Source organism: Methylobacterium sp. P3_A11, from assembly GCF_056403155.1.
Genome location: NZ_JBFUGA010000002.1, coordinates 52254 through 79142, shown reverse-complemented (window position 1 = coordinate 79142; position 26889 = coordinate 52254). Strand labels below are relative to the sequence as shown.

Annotated in this window: 18 protein-coding genes; 9 read left to right on the top strand and 9 right to left on the bottom strand. The window is 64.9% G+C overall.

Annotated features, from left to right (window positions below):
* Positions 1-3 precede the first annotated feature (3 nt).
* From AC1DXK_RS01100 to AC1DXK_RS01080, 5 genes are all read right to left on the bottom strand, one after another.
* A complete protein-coding gene (locus AC1DXK_RS01100; protein ID WP_477296502.1) occupies positions 4-663 on the bottom strand; it encodes a gluconate 2-dehydrogenase subunit 3 family protein in 660 nt (219 codons plus the stop codon).
* Positions 664-675: 12 nt separating this feature from the next.
* Positions 676-1764, bottom strand: coding sequence for a hypothetical protein (locus AC1DXK_RS01095; RefSeq protein ID WP_477296500.1), 1089 nt, complete (start codon positions 1762-1764; stop codon positions 676-678).
* Positions 1748-2842 carry an enolase C-terminal domain-like protein gene (locus AC1DXK_RS01090; RefSeq protein ID WP_477296498.1) on the bottom strand — a complete coding sequence of 365 codons (1095 nt, stop codon included), beginning with the start codon at positions 2840-2842 and terminating at the stop codon, positions 1748-1750. Before AC1DXK_RS01090 ends, AC1DXK_RS01095 begins: the two co-directional genes overlap by 17 nt.
* Positions 2843-2860: 18 nt before the next feature.
* Positions 2861-4651, bottom strand: a complete 1791-nt coding sequence (locus tag AC1DXK_RS01085) for a thiamine pyrophosphate-requiring protein (protein WP_477296496.1) — start codon at positions 4649-4651, stop codon at positions 2861-2863.
* A 478-nt stretch (positions 4652-5129) separates the two neighbouring features.
* Positions 5130-5648 (bottom strand): hypothetical protein, encoded by a 519-nt coding sequence (locus AC1DXK_RS01080; RefSeq protein WP_477296494.1) that lies wholly within the window; start codon positions 5646-5648, stop codon positions 5130-5132.
* A gap of 641 nt (positions 5649-6289) precedes the next feature.
* Here AC1DXK_RS01080 and cax point away from each other — a divergent pair.
* The gene (gene cax, locus AC1DXK_RS01075) at positions 6290-7357 is read left to right on the top strand and encodes a calcium/proton exchanger (RefSeq protein ID WP_477296492.1); all 1068 of its coding nucleotides are present in this window, start codon (positions 6290-6292) and stop codon (positions 7355-7357) included.
* 260 nt (positions 7358-7617) lie between these two features.
* Here cax and AC1DXK_RS01070 read toward each other — a convergent pair whose 3' ends face one another.
* From AC1DXK_RS01070 to AC1DXK_RS01060, 3 genes are read right to left on the bottom strand one after another with little or no spacing between them, the layout of a single operon-like run.
* Complete coding sequence (locus tag AC1DXK_RS01070; RefSeq protein ID WP_477296491.1) at positions 7618-8106, bottom strand: hypothetical protein; 489 nt, start codon at positions 8104-8106, stop codon at positions 7618-7620.
* A 51-nt stretch (positions 8107-8157) separates the two neighbouring features.
* Positions 8158-8652, bottom strand: coding sequence for a DUF2254 family protein (locus AC1DXK_RS01065; protein ID WP_477296489.1), 495 nt, complete (start codon positions 8650-8652; stop codon positions 8158-8160).
* Positions 8649-9107 (bottom strand): DUF2254 family protein, encoded by a 459-nt coding sequence (locus AC1DXK_RS01060; RefSeq protein WP_477296487.1) that lies wholly within the window; start codon positions 9105-9107, stop codon positions 8649-8651. Before AC1DXK_RS01060 ends, AC1DXK_RS01065 begins: the two co-directional genes overlap by 4 nt.
* Positions 9108-10293: 1186 nt before the next feature.
* Here AC1DXK_RS01060 and AC1DXK_RS01055 point away from each other — a divergent pair.
* From AC1DXK_RS01055 to mctP, 7 genes are all read left to right on the top strand, one after another.
* Positions 10294-11031, top strand: a complete 738-nt coding sequence (locus AC1DXK_RS01055) for a sigma-70 family RNA polymerase sigma factor (protein WP_477296485.1) — start codon at positions 10294-10296, stop codon at positions 11029-11031.
* A 116-nt stretch (positions 11032-11147) separates the two neighbouring features.
* Positions 11148-11420 (top strand): hypothetical protein, encoded by a 273-nt coding sequence (locus AC1DXK_RS01050; RefSeq protein WP_477296483.1) that lies wholly within the window; start codon positions 11148-11150, stop codon positions 11418-11420.
* Between the two features lie 764 nt (positions 11421-12184).
* Positions 12185-12880: a Crp/Fnr family transcriptional regulator gene (locus AC1DXK_RS01045; protein ID WP_477296481.1), complete on the top strand. Its 696-nt coding sequence runs from the start codon at positions 12185-12187 to the stop codon at positions 12878-12880.
* Positions 12881-13334: 454 nt separating this feature from the next.
* Positions 13335-16856: a hybrid sensor histidine kinase/response regulator gene (locus AC1DXK_RS01040; RefSeq protein ID WP_477296479.1), complete on the top strand. Its 3522-nt coding sequence runs from the start codon at positions 13335-13337 to the stop codon at positions 16854-16856.
* A complete protein-coding gene (locus tag AC1DXK_RS01035) occupies positions 16853-17488 on the top strand; it encodes a LuxR C-terminal-related transcriptional regulator (protein ID WP_477296477.1) in 636 nt (211 codons plus the stop codon). The genes AC1DXK_RS01040 and AC1DXK_RS01035 overlap by 4 nt, the downstream gene beginning before the upstream one ends.
* A 1146-nt stretch (positions 17489-18634) precedes the next feature.
* Positions 18635-18847 (top strand): DUF3311 domain-containing protein, encoded by a 213-nt coding sequence (locus AC1DXK_RS01030; protein WP_477296475.1) that lies wholly within the window; start codon positions 18635-18637, stop codon positions 18845-18847.
* Positions 18837-20339, top strand: a complete 1503-nt coding sequence (mctP, locus tag AC1DXK_RS01025; RefSeq protein WP_477296473.1) for a monocarboxylate uptake permease MctP — start codon at positions 18837-18839, stop codon at positions 20337-20339. Before AC1DXK_RS01030 ends, mctP begins: the two co-directional genes overlap by 11 nt.
* Before the next feature lie 257 nt (positions 20340-20596).
* Here mctP and AC1DXK_RS01020 read toward each other — a convergent pair whose 3' ends face one another.
* Entirely contained in the window at positions 20597-21784 is a 1188-nt protein-coding gene (locus tag AC1DXK_RS01020) for a sensor histidine kinase (protein WP_477296471.1), read from the bottom strand.
* Between the two features lie 756 nt (positions 21785-22540).
* Between AC1DXK_RS01020 and AC1DXK_RS01015 the strand changes: the two genes are divergently transcribed.
* Positions 22541-24853 carry an ATP-binding protein gene (locus AC1DXK_RS01015; protein WP_477296469.1) on the top strand — a complete coding sequence of 771 codons (2313 nt, stop codon included), beginning with the start codon at positions 22541-22543 and terminating at the stop codon, positions 24851-24853.
* The last annotated feature ends 2036 nt before the right edge of the window (positions 24854-26889 follow it).

The window sequence follows — 26889 nt, the reverse complement described above, 5'->3', positions numbered from 1 at the left end:
TCCTTATCGGCCGACCAGGAGATTCTCTTCGTAGGCCTCGTCCTCGCGACCGGGCTTGGCCTCGGCCGCCTCCCAGGGGTCGCGGCGGTCGAAATCCATGCGGACGTAGCCGCGCGGGCTCGCCGGGCCACCCCAGCCGATCTCGTTCCAGGCGGTGGGGTGGGCGTAGTAGGCCTTCACCACGTCGGACAGGACGCGCTTGTGGAAGAACAGCTTGGACGGCATGCCCGCCCAGGCGGCGTCGGTCAGCTCGCCCGCCTCGGCGCGCTTCAGCAACGCGTCCTGCGCCCAGGTGCCGAGTTCATGGAAGCGGGCACCGAACCGCGCCCGCGCCTCGGAGTCGATGGCCTTCAGCCCCAGGCGCCACGACGCGCGCTCCTCGGGCAGTTCGGGGTTGCGGTAGCCGTCACGGGTGTCGGTGGCGAGCTTGTGGTCCACCAGCGCCGCCACCGGGACCGGATCCGCACGGTCCGCCGGCTGCGGCACGATCCGGTCGGCGATCGCCTTTATCGTCGGCCATTCGGACTCGTCGAAGAAGCGGCGCGTCTCGGGGCCGATCGCCAGCCGCTCGTCCAGGACCGCGCGGGTCTTGGCGTTCCACGAGGGGCTGTCGCGCTTCGCCAGCACGTCGTAGCCCGGGAAGAGGTCTCGTCTCGGCAGCATGGGACACCCGGCTCAGAAGCGGAAGGGTCGGTGTTCGAGCAGTTCGAGGGCGGCGAGCCCTCCGAGCGCGACGCCGGAGAAGGACGGCGGGGCCGGCAGCGGCGGCCCGTCGATGAGGTTCTGGCGCCAGTTGTCCCAGCCGCCCATCATCCGGGCGACGCCGTAGGCGTGGAAGGCGACGCCGCCGATCCCAATCGCCGAAACCGCCCACATTCCCCACTTGGCCCCGACCTGGCTCGCACCTGCCGGCTTGGCGGCGGCGCGGACGAGGAGGGCGGCGGCGAGCGGCGGCAGGCTCACGGGGATGTACATGGCCGGGTTCTGGAAGGCGCCGCGGAAGTGCAGCAGCCCGGCCTCCAGGGTCGTGCCGGCGAGCATGCCCGCGGTGGCGAGCGCCAGGGCCGGCCCAGCCGGCAGGCCGCCGAGCCGGGGTGCCTCGGGATCGGCGTCGCGCACCCGCTCGGCGACGACGCCGAGGATGCCGGCCAGCGTCAGCGCCATCGGCGCGCCGATGGGGGCGGAATAGAACAGGTTCTGGAAGGAGTAGCCGCCCTCGCGCTTGCCGACGTTGTAGGCGTGGAAGCCGAAGCCGATCAGGCCGGTTAGCCCGGCCAGCGCCTGCACCCCGTGCCGTACGCGGGAGCTGCCGGGATCGGTATCGCCGGCCCCGTGCAGGGACGCCGCCAGGGTGACGCTGGACACGATGATCGGCGTGTACATCGCCCGGTTGAAGAACTGGCCGCGGTAATGCTCCAGGCCGGAATCGAACAGCACCGAGGCGGCGAGCATCGTCGAGGCGTGGTTGAGGCGCTGCGCCGCGCTCGCCGTCACCTCGTCGCCTCGCTTACGGAAGCGCCGCTCGCCCTGCGGCTCCACCTGCCGTCCGCCGTGCGGTGCCGGCCCGAGGCGCTTTGAGCGGCCGGAAGCGAACCACGTCAGCAGGCAGGCCCCGGCCGCCACGGCGGCGAGGACCACCACTGGATGCACCGCGGCCTCCACCCGCACAGGGGCGACGCGCCGCTTCAGGGCGGGCCTGGACGATCCCGGCGCGCCGCGGCGCCGCTCCGGCGGGCGGGGTCCGCGGTCAGACAGCGTAGGCATCGGCGTCCCGGGTCTTGAGGGTGAGGCCATGGCCTGGGCACGTCAGGTCGGGGGCGATCGCCCCGTCCCGGGCTACGGGCGCGCCGTCGAACAGCATCCGCTCGATGCGGACGTGGTCGTGGAACCATTCGAGGTGCCGGAAGCGCGGCACCGCCACAGCGACAGGCAGGTGCAGGGCCGGCGCGCAATGGCCGGACAGGTCGATATGGGCCGCCTCGCAGAGGGCCGCGATCTTCAGGAAGCCGCTGTAGCCGCCGCAGCGGGTCACGTCGGCCTGCGCGACATCGACGGCGCCGACCGCGAGCAGCCCGCGCGCATCGTCCAGCGTGTAGGCGTACTCACCCGCCGCAATTTCCATCCCGGCGGGGGCCGCCGCGCGAACGGAGGCCATCCCGGCGGTGTCGTCGCTCGTGACCGGCTCCTCGAACCACGCCACTTCGAACTGCTCGGCGGCGCGCGCAACTGCAAGGGCACGCTTCAGTGTGAAGGCACCGTTGGCGTCAATGAACAGGTGCGCGGCGCCGATCGCCGCCTTGGCGGCGGCCATGCGGGCCGGATCGCGCTCGGGCTGGCTGCCGATCTTCATCTTCACGGCGCGGCAGCCGTCGCGCTCCACCCAGCCGGCGAGCTGTTCGCGCAGCTGGCGGTCGTCGTAGCTCGTGAAGCCGCCGCTACCGTAGATCTCGGCGCGGTCCCGCGCCCGCCCGAACAGGTGCGCCAGCGGCAGGCCGAGGAGGCGCGCCTTCAGGTCCCACAGCGCCGTGTCGAGGGCCGAGATCGCGGTGGCGGCGAGCCCCGAGCGGCCGAGGTTGCGCACCGCCCCCTGCAGCACCGCGTTCGCCCGCGGGATGTCGAGGGCCGGGAGCCCGGAGAGGCACGCCGCCAGCGTCTTGGTGATGAGCGGCACGACGCCGGCATCGGTGTAGCTGTAGCCGAGGCCGGTCTCACCCCCCGCCTCGATCTCGGCGACCACGAGTGTGGTCTTGTCCCAAGCGAAGGTGCCGTCCGCCTCGGGAGCGTCAGTGGGAACGGTGAAGGCCCAAGCCCGCACCGTCCCGATCTTCGGATCCTCGCGCATGATCGGCGACCTCGAGCCCTACTTCTTGTCGCCCGGTAGGACCGAGCTGAGCACCTGCCGGGCCGTGTCGGCGAGCAGGTGGCGCTCCTTCGGGTCGCCCTTGCCGAGCATCGACATGAAGTTCTGCACCTGCTGGAGGGTGAAGAACGGCGGCAGCGGCGGCACCTCGGGATCGGTCTTCACCTCCAGCACCACCGGCACCTGGCTCGCCAGCGCCTCGTCCCAGGCCGGGCCGACCTTGGCGGGGTCGTCCACGTAAAGGCCCTTCAGGCCGATCAGCTCGGCGAACTTGTGGTAGGGCACGTTCGGGATGGTTTGGCTCGCCTCGAACTTCGGGTTGCCCTCCATCACCCGCTGTTCCCAGGTGACCTGGTTCAGGTCCTCGTTGTTGAACACGCAGCAGATCCAGGTCTTATTCGACCAGCGGTGCATGTACTTCGCGACCGTGATCAGCTCGGCCATGTTGTTCATCTGCATGGCGCCGTCGCCGACCAGCGCGATCACCGGCCGGTCGGGATGGGCGACCTTGGCGGCGATGGCGTAGGGCACCGCCGCGCCCATGGAGGCGAGCCCGCCCGACAGCGAGCACATCTGGCCCCGGCGCATCTTCAGGTCGCGGGCGTACCAGTTGGCGCAGGAGCCCGAATCCGACGTGATGATCGCCCGTTCGGGCATGCGCGGGGAGAGCTCCCAGGTCACGCGCTGCGGGTTGACCGGGTTGGCCTTGGCCATCGCCCGGTCCTCCGCCTCCTTCCACCAGGAGGCGACGCCCTTCTCGATGCCGGTTCGCCAGGAGCCGCCCTCCTTCTTCTGATCGAGCAGCGGCAGCAAGGCGCGCAGGGTCTCGGCGGACTCGCCGCAGAGCGGCACCTCCATGGGATAGCGCAACGACAGCATCTCGGGGGCGATGTCGATCTGCACGCCCCTGGCTTGGCCCTCTTCCGGCAGGAACTCGGCCCAGGGGAAGCCCGAGCCGACCATCAGCAGGGTGTCGCACTCGGCCATCATGTCGGAGGACGGCTTGGACCCGAGGAGGCCGATCGTGCCGGTGACGAAGGGCAGGTCGTCCGGCAGCGCGGCCTTGCCGAGCAGCGCCTTGGCGACGCCGGCCTGCAGCTTGTTGGCCACCGCGATTACCTCGTCGGTGGCGTGGAGCGCGCCGGCGCCCACCAAGATTGCGACCTTCTGGCCGGCATTCAGCACGTCGGCCGCCCGGCGCAGGTCTGCGTCGAAGGGCACGACCTTCGGGGCGGTGTAGCCGACGCCCGAGAAGGTGTTGCCGTGCTTGCGCACCGGCCCCTCGTAGGGGATGTCCTGCAGGTCGTTGGGCAGGATGATCGCCGTGACCTTCCGCTCGGCCTTGGCGATGCGCATGGCGCGGTCGACGATGTGGCGAACCTGCGCGGGCGAGGAGGCCTGCTGCACGTAGGCCGAAACGTCCTTGTAGACGCTCGTGAGGTCGAATTCCTGCTGGTAGTGCGCGCCGTTGACGTTGCGCGCCTGCTGGCCGGCGATGGCCAGGATCGGCACGTGGTCGAGATGGGCGTCGTACATGCCGGTGAGCAGGTGCGTCGCGCCGGGACCGGAGGTGGCGAGGCAGACGCCGACCTCGCCGGTGAACTTGGCGTAGGCCGAGGCCATGAAGGCCGCCATCTCCTCGTGGCGGACCTGGATGAACTCGAAGGGCAGGTCGTTGCGCTGAAGGCCACCGAGCAGGCCGTTGATCCCGTCACCGGGGTAGCCGAAGATCGTCTTCACGCCCCATTCGGCCAGACGCTTCCAGAAGAAATCAGCGACTGATTCAGCCATGGACTTTAGCTCCTGCGAGTGCTCGACACGGCATAAGCCGTAACAGGGCCTAGAAGTTGGTCGGCAAGGAAGAAAGATCCATAGAATGCGCTTCTACTCGCCTGTTTGAGGACGAGTTAGTTCTAAATTAGGGGTGATAATTTGCGTCTGCGCCCCTCGATACGTCGAAGGGCAGACAAAATCGCTTCACGACGTGCATCATCTGAGCGCCGGCGGACAGATGCGGAGACAAATCTAGTGTCCTCCCTCGCTGAACGCTGACGTATTTGGCCGCTCCAGTGCGCAGAACGCAGCATTTCGGTTCAAGACCGGAGCTTGCATCGCACGCTTGCATGATCCTGACTCGCTGTCTTTAAGCAGTAAGCCAGGAGTGATGCGCTATTCTTTCGAAACGAGACCTGACCACGTGCGCTGGAAGTACTCGGAACATCGTCAGTCGGCCAAGGCGGGGCTGCAATACGCACCCAACTCAACTGGTTTATTGATTTGAGCTCGGCTGAGAAGCCGAGTTGCCTGACTTATTTTGTCCTGTCGCGGTAGACCCGACCGTGTTAGCGCTGCTGGCAGGGATGGCTTCGACCGCCTCAAATCCGCCAGGCCCGATTGTCATGACGATCGGATCGCCATTCTTCGATTTCGCTCTCACAATGAACGCCTCGTTGAGAATGGCTACATCCGTGAATCCGGCATTCTGAAGGTCCTGCTTCAACTTCTGTGCTGTCACAAGAGTCTGTTGGCTTGGCGACGCCGCGCTGGATTGCTGATTTGGCTGCGCGGGCTGGCTTTGGCTACTTGCTGCAAGTGCAGATCCGGAGCTGATAAAACAACACATCACGATAGCAGGAGCAAGACGAAGCATGTTGATCTCCTGTAATACAGATTCAGAGTTCTGACGTTTGCGAAATGATTGGTCGCAGAGCAGTCCTTCCTCGAAACGATCGGTTATGCCGGGGGTTCCGGAGGTGCGTGAACAAAACGATGCTCCTTGCCCATACATAGTCATATCTCTGCAAGGTCACCGCGCATTACATTCTGAAACTTGTACGCGAGCGTACCGGATGCAATCCGTTTTTCTTGTATCTGGTGCCACACGGAGTGCGCTTGCCTCAGAAAAGTGGTTCTTCTTCATTTGGTGAGGCTTGCGGATTGAGGGGGACACGCCGTCGCTAGAGAGGGAAGCCGGCCCGTCCGTGTTTCGTCCGGTCAGATTCAGCTTCGTTGCCGGATCCGGACCAATGCATTGCTCCAGGCCATGGCCGCCGTCGAACACGCTCACTTGCCTAACGAGGTCGAGTGCCTTGAGAGGGTCTTCGAGGTGGTAAAAGCTCGCTCCACCGGAGGCGAAGCAGAGACTGTTACGGGCCTGGGGCGTCTGAATAAGACCAAGTCGGTGCGCCTGGCCCGGGAAGTACCGCACAACGGCCTCGGAACTCCTCCTCACCTCGCCGCGGCTGTCGAAGCGGGCCGTCAGGACTGCCGGGTTGGATCTAGACCTGCAACAGACGCTGAAGGCTGATGCGGTCTCGCTTGTGGACGACCGCCGCCTTGTCACACCCGTTCCGTCCCGCCGTGCCTCCCGCGAGGACCGTCAGGGCCGCTGCTTAAGCACCGATCCTGCCCCGGAGACCAACCTCCCTCATGGCCTTTACAGTTCTCCTTGCCTTCATCCCGATTTCGGCCGCGCTCAAATACGTGCTTGGCGCTTCGCCGCTTCTGGTGTTCGGCTCCAGCGCGCTCGCCATCGCCGTGCTGGCGGAATGGGTCCGGCGCGCCACCGACCAGCTCGCTGATCGGGTGGGACCAGCCATCGGCGGCCTGCTGACGGTGAGCTTCGGTAGCATTGCTGAACTCGTCCTGGCGCTGTTCGTGCTCATGCGCGGCGAGGCCGCCGTCGTGCAAGCCCAAATCGCAGGCTCAATCATGGGGACCAGCCTATTCGGGCTGGGTCTCGCCGTCATCGTGGGCGGGGCGACCCGGGAGCGACAGCGGTTCAGCCCGGAGCGGGCCAGCCTGCTGTCGACCCTGCTGATTCTCGTTGTCATCGCCCTGCTGCTGCCGGCCGTGTTCGACCTGAGCGGGCGGATGTCTGGCCGAGGCATGACGCTGGGCATCACGGACGAGGAGCTCAGCCTCGGCGTCTCCGTTGTGCTGCTGCTGCTCTACCTCGCCAACCTCGCCTTCACGCTCGTCACACACCGGGACATCTTCGCGAAGGACACGGGCGGCGCTGAGGCCGAATGGAGCTTGCCGTTCGCCTTGGCGGTTCTGATTGGCGCGACAGTAGCCATTGCATTCGAGTCGGAGATGCTCTCGGGCACGGTCACGCAGGCGGCGAGCAGTCTCGGCCTCTCACCCATGTTTCTCGGCGTTATTGTACTGGCGCTAGTGGGCACGGCCGGTGACTTGTTCGCGGCGTCCTGGTTCGCCCACGAGGATAGGATGGGACTCGCCTTCAGCATCTGCATCGGATCGGCCGTCCAGGTGGCGCTGGTGCTCGCGCCTCTGCTGGTCCTTATTTCCTGGGCGCTCGGCCACCCGATGACGCTCGTTTTCTCCAATCCACTGCACCTCTTTGCGATTGCGGGCACTGCCCTCATCGTGAACGCCATCGCCCGAGACGGCGAGACGACGTGGTTCGAGGGGCTCCTCCTGGTCGGAGTCTACGCCCTTTTCGGCTTGGCCTTCTTCTTCGTGAACCCGGCCTGACCCGCCACCGGGATGTTACTCTATTCTTCTCCCTCCTCAAACCTGTGACGCCTGCGGCGTCACGCACGACCGTGGCGTAAACGCGTCACACAACGTCTTGGCCGCGGGGCACGCGGTCAGGGCCGGGTTCGATCCTCGGCGAAGGCCTGTGGAGGGGACGTCAGACGCGCCGGGCTTTGCCCAGTGCGCAGCCCCAGTGAAACAGGAACTCGTGGCGTAAACCCCAAGGGATCCTCGTCCTTCAGGGCGAGGAGGCTCTGTCAAATGCTACACGCAAGCTCACATTTTCTGACGCGTCGGCAATTGTTTAGCCAGGCGCTTCTGCACGATCCGTCCGCATCCTTGCGCTTAAACCCTGTATCTCCCAGCACGCGCGTCGAGCGCGAGTTCAGAATGCCGATCGTGCCGCGCAGCTTGATGGCAGCCTCCGCAACAGCGTTGCCCTCGCTCGCGAAACCACGCCGACCAAGCGCACCGGCGAGCTCGTCCAACGCCTCCGCGAGCTGGCGCGTCAGGACATGTTCGCCCAAGCTGGAGAGGGCTCGGTTCGCCACGTCGGCGAGCCGCTCGGCGGCCGGTTGCGAAACGTGGTCGAGGAGGATTGCGAGGGTGCGCAGGGCGGACGACAGAGTCTGGGCCTGCATCGATTCCGAAGCCGCAACGATAATCGCCTCCAGCGCATCGGTCGCCTCGCCGAACGTTCGGTCGACGTAGACCAGCGGCGACTCTGGATCCTCCGGCGGCTCCACCTCGATAGAGTTCCAGCGCGAGATGATGTCCCGCAGTGCGTGGATGACCGATTACCCGGGATGAGGATTGGACTTGGCCGTCGACGTCGATGACCATGCGATGGTCGCGAGTTGGTAAAGCCCGTAGCTGGCGTCACGCCTAAGGTCGCGCTCGTCGTCGAACGTGAGGGCCCTCACCGCAGCCCCAGCAATCCGCTCGCGATCCTGTGGGCCGAGCAAGGCGTGTGGGTCGACACGCAACGCAAATAGCGGGTCGCCGACGGCGACTCGGCTACCCACGGGAACGAGCAGCTCAAGCTCTGCAGTTCCGGGACGGCATGCCTCGACGGCCACACGGATCTGGTCGACCTTGATCGCCGCGATGTGTCCACTCTCCGGCGAGCGGATGGTCGTTGCCAAGAGCCAGTGGCGCCGGGGCTTCCGGCGCGTGCGACCGAGAAGCCGCTCTTCGTACTCACGGGCACGTAGAACGTGCTGGTGAATGAATACGACGATCTGCGCCGGACGCATTTGATCGATCGTGTTGTAAATCATGACGACGATCATGCAGGGGCAACGGTCGTCATCGCGAGGGCGAGCGCCGTTCCGAACACCGGCCTGTGAAATTGGCTGTTCGTGAGCAGCGTCAGCAGAACGAAAACCGAGAGGCCGACGAAGTACCCGAAGTAGAACTGATTAGCTCGGCGCATCATGAACTGGTCAATGACCTGAGCCGTGAGCGCAGCGGAGCCCTGCTGGACGGCGATTAGCAGCAGGGAGAACGTTATCGACGTGATCGTGATGACACCCGATGCGACCGTCGCGAGAAGGCTGCCGAGAGCTTGACGCTCGCCGACGAGTTCAGCGAGCCAGGCCAGCCCCGCTGGCGCCCCGTCAGACCAGACCCGGTCGGCAACGTAGACGGGTGCGTTCAGCCCGATGAAGCCGACCACGGTCGCGAGCGGCAGCGCCAGGAACTCACCGAAGGCACGCCGGAACGCGGCCAGGATACGCTTTCGCATGGGTTCGACGGGTCCAGCCGGCATGTTCATAGACCCGCTCGGCCGCCTGCGCATTCAAGACGTGACGACAAGAGTGCGCAGCGCCGCAATGGTAGCCGTGCATTCAGAGTGTAATCGCCAACCAGGAAGAGGCGTCCCGCGGTTGTGGCGCAAAGAGCGTGGCGTTGTGCGCTTCTTAGGCCTCGCGAAATGCTCAGCGTCCATCCTCCGCACCGATGGTGCGGTGGCAGCCGCACGCTTTGCGCTCCAGGCCAGCTTGGTTCCGGATCAACAGTAGTCCACGTCCTGATTGGATCAAGCCAGCCGTTTCGATCTATCCCATCGCGGCTGCCGCCTGGAGGCGAAGCACGCTGAGATCCCGACACGAAGATCAAACGATAGCATCGGTTTCTTTGCCGAAATACGCGAGATACCCTGCCGGTCCTAAAACATAGCGTGGCCGGCGGAACTGGTTGGGCACGGGCAGCTGGCCAAGCGGTGAAGGCTGGTACGAAGGGCTAACATCAATGTTTGACTTGGCACCTTGTAATTCACATTGGCACAAGTTGATGTCAGAGAGGTACCCCTGCGCCTCTCTCCTCAGATTTGGTCGACGCCGTAAGAGCCAATATGGGTGCGATCCCCTCAGGCCCAGTGGACAATGAGGTTCTCTGCCCTTTCAACGAGCGTCAGCTTAGGACGTCTGCCGCCGATCAAGAACATGGCCTCGACTGTGGCTGCAACACCACCGAAACGTCTGGAATGTATTCGTCCCGAAGACGATGCGCGCGGTGCGCCTACGGAGCCGAATCCGCCTGATCTTCGCACTCGGCGCCTGCAAGTGAGCTAGTGCTCTGACGCCGACAAAGCGTACACCAGATAGTGAATTTTTCGAAGTGGTAGCAGCAAGTTAGCGGACAAGCACGTGATGCGTTCGTCGGCGTCTGTGCACTAGCGGCCGTGAACACATCGCTTCCGGCCGCTCTGATCGGAGACGCTCAAGCGCCTCTTGCGGCATGTGCTGGAGGATCAAAGCCGTTTCGAGGATACCCTGTCCGCTGCCGGACAATTCGTGGCCAGGATCTAAGCTGCTCCTCGGTATCACCGCGTTGGTCGCTCAGGGCGAGCTATGCCGGGAGCGTGTATCAGTGAGCGGTCTATCAGGCGGACAAGGATCATCCGAGGCTTCACCTCCGGGAGGGGCGGCGTGAGCAAAGGAGCAGACTGGCAGCAACCTGAAACCGAGGCCGTACAGGGGGTATGGCCCGCGTTAACCGACGAAATCCGGCAGCATCTCGGCTGCCTGCTGGCTGCGGCCTACGAACGTGTAGGCGACGGACCGAGTGCGGGCGAGCGCTTCGCCAATCTTCTGGCGAAGCTTGAGACCGCAATGGATGAGGCGGACCGCCGCGATGCGGCAGAGTTTCAGACTCATTTGCTGGCAGTGGCACCGGCCCTGCGCCGGTATGCTCTCTCGCTGACCCACGACTCCGAAGCCGCCGATGACCTCCTGCAGGATACCCTGATGCGGGCGTGGCGCGGACGCTCTCGTTTCCAGATCGGCACCAACTTCGAGGGATGGACCTTCACGATCCTGCGAAACCGCTTCTACACAGGCCAGAGTAAGCTGCGTGAATTTCGAGATGAGGACGGTGCGCAAGCGGCGCGCCTATCCTCCTTGCCCGAGCAGAATGGACGTCTGGATCTGGCCGACCTGCAGGCCGCGCTCGCACAACTACCGCCGCCGATGCGAGAGGCGCTGGTTCTCGTGACGCTTGAGGATCTGCCCTACGATGAGGCCGCCGCTCTGCTGGATTGCCGCGTCGGCACGGTGAAGAGCCGAGTATGGCGCGCCCGCTCGCAACTCGCCCAGATGCTGGGCTACGACGGCACCGCGGTCTGCAGCGACGGCATTCTGCTCTCCGCGATGGAGGCCCCGGCCTGACTTAGCAGACCGCGCGCCGGTCCCTCTTTCTCTAGGGAGAGGATGTAGGCGCGCGCGCGGCGACAGCCGCGCTCCACGCGCTTAGTTCTCGCTTCGTTCACGATTATGGTCGCGCCGTGAGCGATTTCGTCCTCAATACCTTTTCTAACCGGGTCAAAGACGCCACGAATGGCGAGCGGCTCACCGCACTCGCCCATGCGGTCAACACGGTCTGGAACTACGTGAACGCGATCAGCGCTCGGTCGGCTGAGCGCGGCCTGATGTCCTTTCTCACACGGATCTCGCGGCTGCCTAAGCTGCTGTCGCCCGTGGTGCGGCGCTGGCGCTCAAGGCTTGTCCAGCGAACGCAGGCACGTCGCTGTCGAGTTGGCGCGCCAAGCGCGCGCTGAGCACAGCGGCATCCCGCAGGCCTCGGAGAATCGGCACCGGTCGGGACAGGTCAAGCCCACGTACGTGCGGCCACAGCTTGCTGTAGCCGATCGAGCCACCCTCGCGCACGGTGAGTGCCACCTCCCCCGTCCCGTCCTCGTGGACGCGCACCGCGACGCTGCGTAACGCCCGCAGGGGTATGTCCACCGTGCCCGGTAGGGCAATGCCGTGGTGGATGACGCCCCAAGCTCGCTGACGCCGCAGACTGTTAAGCAGATCCGGCACTGCGCGATCAGGCTGGCGCAGCCCCAAGCGCGAGCGCAGCTGCCGGTCGACCTCTTTGGATGAACCGCACGGTGTGCTGCTTACGCCGGGAAATCGTGGCGCGCGAGCGGCGCGACCCCGGTGCGAAGGATCCGGAGGACGTGCGGACGCCGAAAGTATCGGCGAGCGACAGGGTTCAAACGGCGGAATACCTCAACGCGGTGGTTCCCCTGGCATGTCGGCGATCATCCGAGGCCAGATCCGGTGGATCACGCACTCTGCTCCAGCAATATTGCCGCCCTGCCACACTTGTGGTTCATGATCCCTGATGCGCCGGCATCGAGCAGCGATGCAGTCCGATCAGCCGCCCGGTGCTGCCGGATGGAGCCGTTCGACCCACCACTTCGGTACAAATAATTAGAATTTTTCCAATCCATTCCAACCCATGTTGGTGGCCTGGCCGCCGGGTTCTGCAGAGAGATGTCCATTGTTAGCTGCTCAACCAGCATCGGCGTGACAGGTGGCTGCTCCTCACAATCTGCTCCTGTCGGCGCTTCCCGCGCAAGACTGGGCCGAACTTGAGCCGCTGCTGGAGCACGTTTCCCTGCGGCGACGACAGGTGCTAGAGGAGCCCCGCACGGACATCCCGTACGTCTACTTCATCGAGCGCGGGCTTGCCGCGGTGCAGGCGCGAACTCAGGCTGACGGCGCGCATGGCGTAGGACTCCTCGGCCGCTTTGGTATGACCGGCTTGCCTCTCGTGCTCGGAACCAAGCGCTCGCCCCTGCGTGTCACCGTCCAGACGGCGGGCGAGGGCTACCGGCTGAGGGCAGTGGACGCGGAGGCACTCTTCAGCCAGGACACCGCGATACGGCGCCTAGCGCTGAGCTATGTCCAGGTCCGTATGGTCCATGCCGCGCATGTGGGACTGTGCAACGCTCACCATCCGGTGGAGCACCGGGTCAGGCGCTGGCTGCTGCTGGCCCAGAGCCTCCTGGATGACGGCGAGATCTGCGTCAGCCACGCCACCATCGCCGCCCATCTCGGGATGCGGCGGCCCAGCGTGAGTGAGCACGTCAAGCGGCTGGAGCAGGCCGGTCTCGTGAGCCAGAATTTTGCCTGTATCACGGTGCGGGATCGCGCTGGCCTGGAGGGGGGCGCATGTGAATGCCATCGGCTGGTTTGGGCCGAGTACCGCAGGTTGCAACAGCTCTGAGGGCGGGGCGGCTCGTCCGTCCGCCACGATGACTTCAGCCTCGGACCTGCGCCGGTTGGCCTCTCCGATGTCCGATACGTCAACGACAGCGTCCTGCTCTCGGCGATGGAAGCGCCGGCCGGAGGCGCAGCGTCTGCGGCTCCGGGGAACCCTCAAAGCCATTGTCACCAGAGTGCGCGCTTCCGATAATGGGGGGTCGCACTGCGGCCAGGGCCGCGCCCATCGCGTCTCTCGTTCGCGTCCGGCCTGATCCAACCGGCCGATCCCAGATCCTAAGGTGTCGGCACGCATGATACTGCCAGTCCGCTCCAAGACAGGCCCCCTACCTTCGTTCAGAACTGCCCATTCCTTGTGCAGCAAGCGCAGGCTCGGCTCGGCCGCCATTTCCGAGGTACGTTCCTTCGCCTAGTCTCGGCGCAGCGGCCAATTCGAGCCGCGGGAGGAGGAACGCGCGGTGCCGACCTGGGCGGTGCTCGCCTTTACGGCAGCTTACGTCGCCGGATTGTTCGCGCTGGCATGGTGGGGAGACCGCCGGGCTGCGGACGGGCGCGGCGCTGCGCTAGGCGGGCGCGCGGGGACCGTAGTCTACGCACTTTCTCTCGCTGTCTATAACACCTCCTGGAGCTTCTATGGTTCTGTCGGGCGTGCGGCGACGAGCGGCTGGGACTTCCTGCCAATCTATCTCGGGCCTGCAATTGTCCTGATCCTTGCTCATCCCGTCCTTGCCAAGACGATAACCCTGGCCAAGACGCACAACGTCACCTCCGTCGCCGACTTTATCGCGGCCCGTTATGGCAAGAGCCGGACTGTTGCGGCGGCTGTAACCCTGACATCTCTCCTTAGCGTGCTTCCCTACATCGCGCTGCAGTTGAAGGCGGTCGGTACAAGCTTCGACGTTCTCACCGCGGCGTCCGGACCACCAGCTCCGTGGTGGACCGCCTTATGGGGGGATACGGCACTCGCGACCACGCTGGCGATGGCCGCGTTCGCCATCCTGTTCGGCGTGCGCCACATCCATGCCAGCGAGCACCACAGGGGCCTGATGCTCGCCGTCGCGTTTGAGAGCGTCGCCAAGCTCGCTTGCTTCCTCGCGGTTGGGTTTTTCATCGTATTCGGGCTGTTCGACGGGTTAGGCGATATCCTCGCGCGCGCAGCTTCGGATGAGCGTCTCGCGGGACTCCTCGCGCCCGACCCCTCTGCTCCGGGCTGGATCCCCCATACGGTGATCTCGGTCGTAGCCTTCCTGTGTCTACCTCAGGCTTTCCACGTAGCTGTTGTCGAGAACGACAGCCCGGCACAGCTTCGTACCGCGCGGTGGCTGTATCCCACCTACCTGATCGCGCTCTCCGCGCTGATGGTGCCCGTTGCGTGCGCGGGTCGCCTGACCTTCGGGACGTCCATCAATCCCGACACATACATGATCACGCTCCCGGTCGTTGCAGGAGCTGGACCTATAAGTCTGATCGCCTTTCTAGGTGGCCTTTCGGCGGCAGCGGGCATGGTGATCGTCGCAGTGGTCGCGCTGTCAACGATGCTCTGCAACGACGTCGCGGTACCGCTTCTTCTCAGATCGCGTGGCCGTACGGGCGTAGTTCCTACTTCTGACCTGACACGCACGCTTCTGCGGCTGCGCCGCGCCGGCGTCATCACGATCCTAGGGCTCGCCTACGCCATGGAGCGCTCCGTGGATCAGCGCTATCCGCTGACCCAGATCGGGCTGATGTCGTTCGTCGCGGTCGCTCAGTTCGGCCCCGCTTTCCTCGGTGGCCTTTACTGGCGCCGGGCGAGCCGGATGGGCGTACTCGCTGGGCTCGCCTGCGGTTTCGCCGTCTGGGGCTGGAGCCTGCTCCTGCCGGCGACTGGGCAGGTCCTCTCGGGCACCGCAAGCATGGGGATGGATGAAACGTCCCGTTGGCCCGGATCGCTTCCATCGGGGCTCTTTGGGGCCGAGATACTCGACCCGATCTCACAGGCGACGGTCTGGAGCCTCGCGGCGAACACGTGCGCCTTCGTGCTCGTCTCGCTGCTCAGCCGGCCGAGCGCCGTCGAGCGCTCGCAGGCGGCGATCTTCGTGGACGGCATCGCTCCACGCATGCCGACTGGCGCCTGGCAGGCGATACTGCGCTTGAGCCACCTGCGCGATCTCTCCGTTCGTCTTGTCGGCCCCGAGCGCGGAGGAGGAGCGTTCGATGCCTATGTCGCGGAGCGTCGCCGGAATGGTGGTCCCGCGTTGTCGGAGGCTGGCTTTGCAGATCGGGACGCGGTTCGCTTCACAGAAAACCTGGTCGCGGGCGCGATCGGTGCTCCCTCCGCTCGCGTGGTCATGGCTGCCTCGCTCGAGGGTCGGTCGCTCTCGCGTGAAGCGGCGCTCGCCATGCTCGACGAGGCGTCCGACGCCCTTCGCTTCAGCCGCCATCTCCTTGAGCGCACGCTCGAGAACGTCAGCCAGGGCATCGTCGTGGTCGACGGGGAGCTCCGCGTCATGGCTTGGAACTCGCGTTTCCTGGCACTCCTCAGCCTGCCCTCCGAGCTCGTCCGGGTCGGCCTGCCGCTCTCGGAGGTCATCGCCTACAACGCCGCCCGTGGGGAATACGGTGCTGAGGAGTGGCCAGCCCTCATAGTCAACCGCGACATCGGATTCGAAACCTGGCCCTACAACCATGTGCGCCGCCGTCCAGACGGTACGGCCTTGGAAGCGTCCTGGAACCGCCTGCCGGACGGCGGCTTCGTCGCGACTTACGCGGACGTGACGGATCGAGAACAGACAGCCGACGCCTTGCGGGAGTCCAACGAACGCCTGGAGGAACGCATTCGAGAGCGGACGCGCGAGCTCCAGGCCGCAAAGGCCGCAGCCGACGCGGCCAATGCGTCAAAGACCCTCTTTCTCGCCGCGGCGGGCCACGACCTCCTGCAGCCACTCAACGCGGCGCGCCTTTTCGCTGCAGCACTCGAAGAGGACCTCGATGAGGATGGGCGCCTTCCCACACTCGCGCGAAATGTCAGCCGGTCACTCGCGTCGGCGGAGAGGCTCATCGCGACGATCCTCGACATCTCCGCCCTCGACGCCGGCGCCGTAACGACTTCACCTCGCACGTTCCTCGCCGAGCAGGTCTTGTCCGAGTTGCGAACTGAGTTCGAGGCCCTCGCGGCCGCAAAAGGGCTTTCCTTGCGGGTCGTCCGGTCGCGGCTTGCGGTGCGGAGCGATCCGGATCTTTTGCGGCGCATCCTGCAGAACTTCCTGTCCAATGCGGTCCGGCACACGAGTTCGGGCGGCGTGGTGCTTGGATGTCGGCGGCGAGAGGCGGAGGTGGTGTTCGAGGTATGGGACAGTGGCCCAGGAATACCTTCGGAGCGGCATCGAGAGATCTTTGCGGAGTTCCGGCGCCTCGATCCCGACGCGGGACCTGGACTGGGCCTCGGCCTCGCCATCGTCGAGCGCATCGCCCGCCTTCTAGGCCACCGCGTCGCGTTGCAGTCCACGGTCGGCCGAGGCAGCCGATTTGCGGTCTCGGTACCGCGCGAGTTCAAGGTCGCTTTGGAAGCCTCGCCAACGGTCCTCAAGCCGACGGCGCCCCTGGGACGCGTGCTGGCGCTCTGCATAGACGATGACGTCCAAGTCCTCTCGGGCATGACGTCCCTGCTCGAGAGTTGGGGGGCACGCTGCGTGCCAGCCAGGAACTTGACGGAGGCTCTCGAAGCGCTCGCGGGCGCCAAGCCACAGGTCGTGTTGGCTGACCGTCACCTGCGGGACGGTGCGGACGGCCTGGCGGCGCTCGCTACACTGCGGGAGCGCTGGGGCGTACGGGTTCCGGCGGCGCTAGTCACCGCGGATCGCTCGGAATCGACCCGCGCGGTAGCCCAGGCCGCATGTTGCGAGGTCCTCTATAAGCCACTGCGTCCCGCGGCGTTGAGGCGCTACCTGTCTGGAATTGCTCTAGCCCGCACTGCCGCGGGAGTGACGGAGGAGGGCGCGTGAGCCGCGTCGTCATCGGCGATGATCATCCACTCGTTCAGGCAGCCCTCGCCGACGCGGTCGGCCGGGCGCTTCCCGCCGTCAAGGTGGAGTGCGGCGAAAGCCTGGATGCTGTCCTGAGTGCCGTCGAGCGTGAGCCGGAAAGCGTAGAACTCGTCCTGTTGGACCTCAACATGCCGGGGACGTTCGGCTTCGCCGGTCTCTTCCTGCTGGCTGCCCAATTCCCGACCGTGCCGGTCGCGATCGTGTCAGCTGTCGAGGACGCCTCGGTCATCCGGCGGGCCCTTAGGTTCGGCGCGGTCGGTTACCTGCCGAAGTCGCTGTCGCTGTCCATGTTCGGAGTAGCCGTGCGCGCCATCGTCGCGGGGGAGGTATGGTCCCCTCCGGGCGTGGCGGCTCTCACCGGAACGGATGACGCTGACGACGATCTTGCCCAACGCCTTGCAAGCCTATCTCCGCAACAGCTTCGCATCCTCACGATGATCGTGGCAGGCAAGCTCAACAAGCAGATCGCTGGCGATCTGGGGATCGCCGAGCAGACCGTGAAGGTCCATGTGTCCGCCATTCTCAGAAAGCTCGGTGTCATCAGCCGCACCCGCGCGGCCGTACTCGCCGATCGTCTGCTGCCGAAGTAAGTCCGGGGACCGCATTACCTTGCAGCCGCAACACGGCTCAGGCTGCGTTTTGCCGGAATCCTTATAATTTCCTCGTCCTGAAATCTGAGGATTTAAGTCACCGTGGAGCGTGGCGGTTGTAGAAGCGGGATCCTGCTGACAGCCTGCGAGCCTACGGCACCACGAGATTTCATCAGGTTGGCACCCCCTAAACTGAAGAAGGGCCGCGCTATTTCAAGCGCGGCCAGTCTAGAGAAGCGAAGCGCGCCAGCTCGCAGGGGTAGATGCAGGTGTGCCCGGCACTGCTTCCAGAAATTGCTAGCACATCGTTCACAGATGCCTTGCCCCTACTTCCGCACTAGGCGGCGTCCGAGCACGATGAAATTGCTGATGGGGCGATCAGCCGATTGAAACGTCGCGCTGACATCCTCAGTTCGCTCCGTTAATCGGCGCGATCGTGCTGTCAACGCCGTTGATATTCACTCTTCTTAAATCCTGGCCGCGCTCCGCGCCGAACTGCGAGAGACGGCGCTCGCTGGCTGCCAGGATTGATCGCTCATCGCCGGTTAAATCTGGATGGCCGTGCCGTAACATTGTGGTCCTCTCCGGTGGCATCGTGGCGGTCGCGTCTCCAATCCCGCCCCTTTTCGTCGGCAGGCGTTTCCCCATTCCGCGGAGGCGCCGTGATTGATCCGTCCGTCGAACTGTACGCGCTTCGCCAAGCTGATCCTGCGCCTTAGAAATGGTCAAGCGGGCCGATGGCGGTGATCGTCACCGCAATCGCGCGGACGCTGCAAGCCGGTAAGTACGATCAGCATTGAGCAGAGTACTCCTGATCCTTCCTCCGGCTACGCCGCATTCCGCGCGCGCGGGACGCGGCGTGGCTGCGGAAGTGTGCCATTTCCCGCCCAAGAATTGTGCAGGTCGGAGCCAAAGTAGGGGGGGGGCGAAGTCGATCGCCTCGTCCATCATCCCTCACGCCAAAGATCCGCCTCGGCGGACGCAGCCAGGGGAGGAGGCCATCATGGACGAATGTCCGTCCGATCGAATCATGACGAGCATTGATCGTACAGCCTGCGGAGCCCGCGCGATGGCGCGGCTGTCGCGGCCGTGTGCCTGACCGTCCCATCACGAGAACCGAGCTGAACTATTACGGATGTGCCACGAATGAACACGACGACCACCGAACAAAGGCCTCGCGCCGCTCGCTTCTGGCTCCTGCTGCTGCCCTTCCTGGGGCTCTTGTGGGTGCCGTTCTACAACCAGCACGATCCGGTGTTGCTCGGTTTCCCGTTCTTCTACTGGTACCAGCTGGCCTGGGTGCCGCTGACCTCGCTGATCCTCTACGTCGTCTACCGGGCCGTGCGCGATGACCGCTGATCTCGATATTCCAGCGCTGTCGGTCTTCGTCTTCTTCTTCCTGCTCGTGACCGTGATGGGCTTCGTGGCCGCCCGCTGGCGCCGGCCCGAGACGCTCGCCCATCTCGACGAGTGGGGCCTGGGCGGGCGCAAGTTCGGCACGTGGATCACGTGGTTCCTGATCGGCGGCGACTTCTACACTGCCTACACGGTCATCGCGGTGCCGGCTCTGGTCTACGCCGTGGGCGCCTACGGCTTCTTCGCCCTACCGTACACGATCATCGTCTATCCGTTCGTCTTCGCGGTGATGCCGGTCCTGTGGCAGGCCGCCAAGGACAAGGGCTACGTCACGGCGGGCGACGTCGTGTACGGCACCTATGGCTCGCGCACGCTGGAACTCGCGGTCGCCGTCACCGGCGTGATCGCCACCATGCCCTACATCGCGCTCCAGCTCATCGGCATGGAGGTGGCGATCAAGGCGCTGGGGCTTCACGGCGAGATCCCGCTGATCCTCGCCTTCCTGGTGCTGGCCTTCTACACCTACTCGTCCGGCCTCCGGGCGCCGGCACTGATCGCCTTCGTCAAGGACATCATGATCTACGTCGTGGTGCTGGTGGCGATCGCGATCGTGCCGTCGAAGCTCGGCGGCTACGGCGCGGTGTTCGACGCGGCCGACGCCGCCTTCAAGGCCAAGGGCTCGGGCGGCATCCTGCTGAGCCCGGCGCAGATCCTGCCCTACGCCTCGTTGGCGCTGGGTTCGGCGCTCGCGGCCTTCATGTACCCGCACACGCTGACCGGCATCTTCGCCTCCTCGGGCGGCAACACGATCCGCAAGAACGCCGTGATGCTGCCAGCCTACACGCTGCTCCTCGGCCTGCTGGCCATGCTCGGCTACATGGGCCACGCCGCCGGTCTGAAGGTGGCGAGCAACAACGACATCGTCCCGGCCCTGTTCAAGACCCTGTTCCCGAGCTGGTTCGCGGGCTTCGCCTTCGCGGCGATCGCCATCGGCGCGCTGGTGCCGGCGGCGGTGATGTCGATCGGCGCGGCCAACCTGTTCTCGCGCAACGTCTGGAAGGCCTACGTCAACCCGAACGTGACCTCGGCTGGCGAGGCGCAGGTCGCCAAGATCACCTCGATGCTGGTCAAGATCGGCGCGCTGGTGGCGATCCTGGTCCTGCCGACGCAGTTCGCCCTCGACCTGCAGCTGCTGGGCGGCCTGTGGATCCTGCAGACCCTGCCGGCGCTGGTCTTCGGCCTTTACGTATCGTGGTTCCGCGCGCCGGCCCTGCTGGCCGGCTGGGCGGTGGGCTTCATTGCCGGCAGCGCCATCGCGTGGTCGGACGGGCTGAAGCCCCTGCACACCCTGACGTTCGGCGACGCGAAACTCACCCTCTATACCGGGCTGCTGGCGCTCGCCGTGAACATCGTCGTGGCGGTGGTGGTGAACGCAGTCCTGGTCACGCTCAGGCCTGGACCTGTTTTCATACGAGGTGAGTCGCAAGGCATCTGAGCCCTCGCCCATCGACAAGCAACCCTGTGACCGTTGGAGGCGTGCAGACCTCCAACGGTCGATGCTTCCAGGCCTGCTTGACCGCAACCCTCTCCGACAGCGAGGCCACTTCGGTGGTATGAGCCTGCATGCAATAGGTGTCGCAGAAGCGCGTGATCGAGGGCTCGTGATGTCGCGGTACGTCTTCAGTATCCGCGACCATGGAAGGCCGTTGTCGCCCGCGTCGTTCACGATAGGCCGCTCGAGCTATCCTTCTGTCAGCCCATCTCCAGCGGAATGTCGAGCGTGCAGACGACGCCCTGCGGCTCGTAGAGGACGCGAGCCTCACCCCCAAGTTCGTTGGCCAACCCACGCTCGATCAGCCGTGAGCCGAAACCCCTGCGCGTCGGCGGCTCGACCGGCGGACCACTGTTCTCCTGCCAACAAAAGCGCAGTCGTAGCTCTTCGCTTAACCCAGCCGCCTCTTCGGTTGTCCAGGTCACCAGCACGGTGCCGGTCGTGTTCGAGAGCGCCCCGTACTTGATCGCGTTCGTGGCGAGCTCATGCAGCATCATCGACAGTGCCAAGGCGATTCGCGGCGCCACGCGCAATGCATTGCCCTGCCACCTGCATCGCTCGCCGTCACCGCCGTGCAGCCGCAGCGCATCGGCCACGATCTGCGCGATGTCGGCACCCTGCCAATCTTCGGCCGTCAGCACATCGTGCGCCTGCGCCAATGCGATCAGCCGGGCGGTGATCGCCTCTCGTGCTTCAGCCAAGGAGGAGGCCGTGCGCAGCGTCTGAGTAGTGAACGCCTGCACGGTGGCCAGGGTGTTTTTCACCCGGTGCTTGAGTTCATGCAGCAGCAGCGCCTCATGCTCGGCAGAGCGCTTCTGCTGCGTGCGGTCACGTAGGATCTTGAGAAAGCCCGCAAGGCCGCCCTCCTCGTCACGCAGCGGCATCATCAGGCCGTTCGCCCAGAAGCGCGTGCCATCCCTCCTGAGATGCCAGCGATCGTCCTCTCCCCGACCCTCAGTCACCGCGAGCCGCATCTCGGTCTCGGCGATGGCGTCCCGATCGTCCTCGGAGGTGAAGATCAGGTTCGCTGGCGCGCCGACTGCTTCCTCCTGGGTCCAGCCCATCAGGTTCTGCGCGCCCGCGTTCCAGGTTGTGATGCGGCCCGTGAGGTCGGTGGTGAATATGGCGTAGTCGCTGGCACTCTCGACGGCGAGGCGGTAGCGCGCCTCGCTGGCGGCCAGCACGGCATGGCTGGCGGTGAGTTCGGCGTTGGCCTGCTCCAACTCTGTCATGCGCGCCTGCGCGAGCGCCAGTGCCGAGCGGGTATCGGCGATCTCACGCTCATGGTCCGCGCTGGCGGTGGGGACTTCGGCTGTCGTGCGGCGGACAGCTTCGTCAAGGGCACGCCTTAAGCGGCCGATTTCCGCCTCAAGCTCAGCCTCGCGCACGCCCTCCAGCGATACGACTTCGACCCCTACACTCACCCCAACCCCCAGAGAGTCTGCTCAGGCGGAGCATCGGTCGCATCGACCGCCATCGCCGCTGAAGGGCCCTGGCCGAAGACTGAGTTGAGATTGCGACATTCGGGAGAGGGGCACCGGACGATTCTCAATCGCGTCGCACCCGACCCAGCCATGCACCCCGCGCGCGCAGAGGGAGGCAGCGCTCGGGCGGCCGTAACTCTGCTCAGCTTGGCGCCAAATTCGACCGGCTGCCGCGGGCCGCGGAAATCGAGATTGTCGGGAACGGCTCGACGCTCTGGCCGTTTTCCGCCGACATCCACGATGGGAAAGAGCCGATGCAGCCGAGTGATCCTGAAGCTTTCCGCGCGAGTTTCACGAAGTCCTCACTGGTTCTGGCAACCGTAGGCTTCGCAATTTCAACTACAGCTTTAGTAGGTGTGATGGTCGGCTTCAGTATCTTAGCCTAAGAATTATCAGAAAAGTATATCTCAAATTCACCAATTATTACGGCTGCGTATCGTGGTTTTGCTGCCGATCAGAGGCGGCCTGTATGATCGTATTCATGCGGTGTTTCGCCGCTCCGCCGTGTGTGAGTCTAAACTGTACCTCGTCGCGCGCGATGCTACCTCCGCCCCATGATTGAGCGAAGAGCCCTCAGCCTGTCGCTGAGCCCCATATTGCACACCGGCTTCGGCAGCAGGGCGAGGTCCAGAAGCTCCGGATCCTGCGGCGAGAGATCGAGTGCTGCCCTGCGCACGCTTCAGAACCGAGCCTAGCTTCATGGTGGCTAATCAGCCCTTGCCGTCTTCGGATCGGCAGAGCTTCCTGCTCGCCCTGTCTGATCGCTTGCGCAGGATCTCTGACCCCTACGACTTGATGCGCGCGGCCACGGAAATGGTCGGCCGCCAGATGGTGGTGAACCGTGTCGGCTTCTGCGATGTCGAGGAGGCTGACGGGACCATGTTCTATCCAGTCGGCTGGAGTGACGGCGTCCTGGAGCCACTCAGCGGCCGGGCGCCGATCCACAGCCTCTTGGGTGGCGCCTCCATCGCCCGCTTCCGCGCCGGGCAGACCGCCTCGATCGCCGATGTCGAGCAGGACGACGATCTTGACCAGGATCGTTTCGCCGCGAGAGGGACCCGCGCGCTCCTCGCCGTGCCACTTGTCCGCGACGGCGACTGGGTGGCGAGCCTGTTCGTCAATCACGCGACGGTGCGAGACTGGACCGAGGAGGATGCCGAACTCCTCGAAGGCGTCCTCGTGCGCACATGGGAGGCGATCGAGCGCGCACGAGCCGAGACCATGCTGCGACGTACCCAGGCCCGGCAAGCCTTCCTGTACGATCTCATCGCACAGCAGCGGCAGGCGACGGACATCGAAGAGGTCCTGCGAACCGCAGCGATGGCCTTGGGGCAATTCCTGGGCGTCGATCGGGCCGGGTTCTTCGATCTGTCCGGGCGGAAGACACTGGTGTTCACCCAGGGCTGGTGCGGCGGCCGATTGCCCACGCTCTCAGGTACGTTCGACATTCGTCGCGTCGGCGCCTCCATCCTCAAGGCGATCACGTCGGCGCAGGTCTTGGCCTGGGCGGACAGCCGTGCCGATCCGCTGGTTTCCGACACGCCGCTCGGTGAGATCGGTTCGGGCGCAGGCATCTGCACGTTGATCGCCCGCTACGGGGTGTGGCGAAGCGTCCTCTTTGTCGATACGGCCGAGCCCCGGCGTTGGCTGACTGACGAGGTCAGCCTCGTCCGCGAGGTGAGCGACATCACCTGGGACGCGGTCGAGCGCCTGAGAGCGCGCAATTCGCTGGCGGAAGCGAACGCTGCTCTGGAAGCTGCCAACGTGAACCTAGAGGGACGGGTCGCAACGGCGCTTGCCAAGCAAGCGGAAACCGAGGAGGCGCTGCGGCAGGCGCAGAAGCTCGAAGCCGTAGGGCAACTCACCGGAGGCGTCGCCCACGACTTCAACAACCTGCTCACGGTGATCCGCTCCTCCTGTGATCTGCTGAAGCGGCCCAACCTCGATGCGGAGCGCCGTGCTCGCTACGTCGCGGCGATCTCTGACACGGTGGATCGCGCCGCCAAGCTCACCGGCCAACTCCTCGCCTTCGCCCGGCGTCAGGCGCTGCGGCCGGAGGTATTCGATGCCGGTGAGAGCGTGCGGACGATCAGCGATATGGTGGGCACGCTGATGGGCTCGCGCATCTCGGTCATCACCGAGCTTCCGGACGCGCCGTGCTTCATCAACGCCGACCCGAGCCAGTTCGACACGGCCCTGGTCAACATGGCGATCAACGCCCGCGACGCCATGAATGGCGAAGGCCAGCTTACCGTGCGCGTGCGGGCGGTCGAGGGCATGCCCGCGATCCGTGAGCATCCGGCCGCGAGCGGTCCGTTCGTGGCAGTGTCGCTCACCGATACAGGCGCGGGCATCCCGCCTGAGCGTCTGGAGACAATCTTCGAGCCATTCTTTACCACCAAGGTCGTTGGCCAGGGCACGGGTCTCGGCCTGTCACAGGTCTATGGGTTCTCCAAGCAGTCCGGCGGCGAGATCATGGTGAGCAGCGCGGTCGAGCGCGGCAGCACGTTCACGCTCTACCTTCCCCGCGTGGAGGGGGAAGTCCGGACGATCGATCGCGGCGAGCCGGAGCCGCTGGCGGACGGCCATGGCACGCGCGTACTGCTCGTGGAGGACAACATCGAAGTCGGGGCGTTCGCCACCCAGACGTTGTCCGAACTCGGCTACGTGACCGTCTGGGCTGCGAACGCGAACGAGGCGCTGGCCGAACTCGCCGCAGACCATCGCAGCTTCGACGTGGTGTTCACGGACGTGATCATGCCGGGCATGAGTGGGATCGAGTTCGCGCAACAGGTACGGGACAAGCACGGCGATCTGCCGGTGGTGCTGACCTCGGGTTACAGCCACGTGCTGGCACAGCACGGGACCCACGGCTTCGAGTTGCTCAGCAAGCCCTACTCGGTGGAGCAACTCTCGCGCGTGCTGCGCAAGGTCGTGATCCGGGAGCGCCGAAAGCGCCTGATGATCAAGTAGGCTCACGGGATCGACGATCGAGACTTCTTCCCGTAAATCCGAGGCGCGAGATGTGGGCCAGCAATTATCACGGGGCGATTCGATAACCTCTTGCGCAGATAATCTGCAATCGACTTGGTCAGCCGGAGACGCCGTGTGTCCTATTCAGAGATGGCGCACAGTCGCTCTCATCGAGAGACGGTCCTCAATGAATGAATCTTGTCGCGGCGCAGTTGGACGGACGTCGGCCGAGAGGGAGGACAGAAGCCGATAGTGCATTGTCTATAAATCTGCGCGTGATTCTGGTGAATGTTCACCATCGATGAGGGCTCTCGACCCGGCGGGTCGTCCGTCCTGGAAGTCTGATAGCGATGCATAGTCCCGTCCATTTAGCCGTCACGATCGCCGACGAGGGTGTGTCCTTGCGGAACCGAGCCCGCTTGAACCTCCGAACGAACTGGTGAGCCCGCGACTCGACTTTGCCGTCGTGCCGAGCGCTTCGTTGTCGATCAAGCCGCCTTCTGCGCCGAACCGCGCAGCGCGAAAGCCAGCGCGTCGGCAGCAGCAAGCGGTCGGCTGAACAGGAAGCCCTGCACCTCCGTGCAACCTTTCCGCCTCACAAGCCCCAGTTGCTCCTGTTTGATCCCAGGGTTTGATGGTGCAGTTTTCTCACGCGAGTGTAAGGACGCGCTATGGGCCAGGTTCAGCACGGTAGCGCCACGACGACAGCCGCAGTCCGTCGAGCCCCGGGGCGTCATCCACGGCTCTTCCGGTCCAAGCTGATTCCCTCAATCAGTCCGATCCAGAGCTAGCCGCTAAGGTCGACGACAGACCGGAGACACGAAGATGTCCACTCAGCGAAGCCATCAGTGCCGGGACGCCTCCAGCAACTTTGGGTCGAGGGCTGAAAGGGCCAACAACGGACCCGGCATGACGACGCCGGCCCGCCGCATCTTCTGAGCCGCGCCCCTGCAGCCCAGTAGGTCGTTGCCGGCGGCCGCAGCCTCGACCTGCTGAACGTCCTCCGGCGACGGTTTGTGCGCCTCCAGCGCAGAGGGAGCCGTAGAGTCTAAAGGTGAGGAGTTTTTAGGCGGGCCTAAAGCTGTTGCTGTCGGTCCGGAGGGAGTTCCCTTGTTCTGCGCTTCCCCCTGCGGGCCGGCTGCTCCTGGACCTGACGAGGTGATTTGGCCGCTCTGGCCGGAGGTCTGTTGCGCTGCGCCCCCTGCGGCACTCGGCTTGGCGGAAAGGTCGCCCGGCTTCCTAGCCGATACCGCCGTGGCGAGCTGTGGAGGCTTCGCCTCGGACCCGGTCGCTGTGTCCGGCTGGTGAACGAAGGCTACAAGCTCGTGGCATAGGTTGGCGGGCGTACCGCTCGACCGCTCATTGGCTGGCTGTGACGGCATCGATCGCGGCGGGGCAGCCTGCGCGAATGCGGTGCATGGCAGCAGGATGGCAGTAATCATTGTTGAGGTGAGGGTTTGTGCCATGAGCATTTCCGCACATTGGTACTCGGCTAACCGACGGGTGAACGTCTAGTTTTCCAATGTAGCGCCTACTGACTCCGCTCCCGAAGCCGAGCGCCGAGATCAATCCTTGTGGCCAGGAGCCTTTCAGTTGCCGAGAGTGCCCGCCAGCCTGTCGGGGTGATCGTCCACTCCACCCGGTTGGCCTCATCCGTTCGCCCGGTCGACGCGACGAGACCACGTCGCGCGAGGCTGCGCAGACTTGGGTCGGCCATGTAGAAGCGGGTGTGGTTCACTAAGAGCCGGAGCTTGTAACGATCCCGTGCGCTCAGCGAAGTTCGGCGGGCAGCCACGTTACAATGGCCTTCGTTTCCGGAAGCGCAGCCTGTCCGCTGTTCATCGGCAATGAACACCAACCCAGAAATCATGACAAGCGATCAATCGCCATTATAATGCCCGTTGCGGTGATTTCAGCTATGACACAGTTTAATATAGCGTATTCGCGATGCGTGGCCTCAAGAAGTAGAGCAGCACCCACGACCACAAGAGTCGCGCCGACTGCCATTAAACCGCTCCTGACCGTGTTCATTCGTC

Coding starts and splice junctions, on each gene's coding strand:
- AC1DXK_RS01065 (WP_477296489.1), bottom strand. CDS start 8,652: ATGATCGTCGTCATGATTTACAACACGATCGATCAAATGCGTCCGGCG.
- AC1DXK_RS01060 (WP_477296487.1), bottom strand. CDS start 9,107: ATGCGAAAGCGTATCCTGGCCGCGTTCCGGCGTGCCTTCGGTGAGTTC.
- AC1DXK_RS01085 (WP_477296496.1), bottom strand. CDS start 4,651: ATGGCTGAATCAGTCGCTGATTTCTTCTGGAAGCGTCTGGCCGAATGG.
- AC1DXK_RS01095 (WP_477296500.1), bottom strand. CDS start 1,764: ATGCCTACGCTGTCTGACCGCGGACCCCGCCCGCCGGAGCGGCGCCGC.
- AC1DXK_RS01030 (WP_477296475.1), top strand. CDS start 18,635: ATGAACACGACGACCACCGAACAAAGGCCTCGCGCCGCTCGCTTCTGG.
- mctP (WP_477296473.1), top strand. CDS start 18,837: ATGACCGCTGATCTCGATATTCCAGCGCTGTCGGTCTTCGTCTTCTTC.
- AC1DXK_RS01090 (WP_477296498.1), bottom strand. CDS start 2,842: ATGCGCGAGGATCCGAAGATCGGGACGGTGCGGGCTTGGGCCTTCACC.
- AC1DXK_RS01100 (WP_477296502.1), bottom strand. CDS start 663: ATGCTGCCGAGACGAGACCTCTTCCCGGGCTACGACGTGCTGGCGAAG.
- cax (WP_477296492.1), top strand. CDS start 6,290: ATGGCCTTTACAGTTCTCCTTGCCTTCATCCCGATTTCGGCCGCGCTC.
- AC1DXK_RS01080 (WP_477296494.1), bottom strand. CDS start 5,648: ATGTATGGGCAAGGAGCATCGTTTTGTTCACGCACCTCCGGAACCCCC.